Genomic DNA, 767 nt, shown 5'->3' on the forward strand with positions numbered 1-767 from the left:
CAGAATACGCGAATGCTTTCTTAAACGAATTCGGCATTTCCCAAGGCGATAGCAAAGTATTTAAAGATGTCTTAAACGAACCTGTCATGATTAATGATGGGCTATTTCGAGATAAAGACGGCGAACTAAAAATCAAGAAAGATAATGTTCGACACCGCTATATCAAGTTACTTGCTCAAGCCTTAATTGACCCTGATGAGGTTTGGACACTTCTAGAGCCTGATAGCCAAAACCCTGATAAATACCGTTTAGCTAGACGCTACCTTAAGCGCTGGACAATTATCGAATCAGGTGAAGCGGTTCACGGTTTTAGTGTGTTTGAGTATGGTCATGGAACGTGGAACGGGCGGACTGTTTTCACGCCGCATAAAAAACAAAAAGGTGAAAAGGTACCGAATAACGAGCGTTATATGGAAAAGCAACGTGAAGGTGTCAGGGTGTTTAGAAAAGGAAGTACTGAAGAAGATAAGTGAGGTAAGCTTGCTCAGCCTTGCTTACCACCGCGTTTCTTGGTCGTAACTCTGAGTACTCGTCCCGCGATAAAGTAATCATAGTTTAATTAGATAGGAGTCTCAATGGCTGGTGTAACAGACAGTATCAAAGTTGATTTTGATGACAGCAACATTCAAAAAGCCTTATTAAAGCTGAGTAAGATTGGCGACAACTTACCCACGGGCATGTTGGAAATATCAGAGTACTTACATGAACGTACCCGAGACCATTTTGATAATGAAGAAGACCCAGACGGGGTTCCTTGGCAAACCTTA

General features: G+C 42.0%; 2 protein-coding genes. Both read left to right on the forward strand.

Annotated elements, in window-relative coordinates; translation table 11 throughout:
* Window positions 1-473 (forward strand): PBECR2 nuclease fold domain-containing protein (locus TW85_RS26285; RefSeq protein WP_046019863.1); only part of this gene is annotated, 473 nt, incomplete at its 5' end.
* Window positions 474-575: 102 nt separating this feature from the next.
* A partial coding sequence (locus TW85_RS25025; protein WP_046019864.1) for a phage virion morphogenesis protein occupies window positions 576-767 on the forward strand: 192 nt, incomplete at its 3' end.

The organism is Marinomonas sp. S3726, from assembly GCF_000967665.1.
In the GTDB taxonomy this organism is placed as follows: Bacteria; Pseudomonadota; Gammaproteobacteria; order Pseudomonadales; family Marinomonadaceae; genus Marinomonas.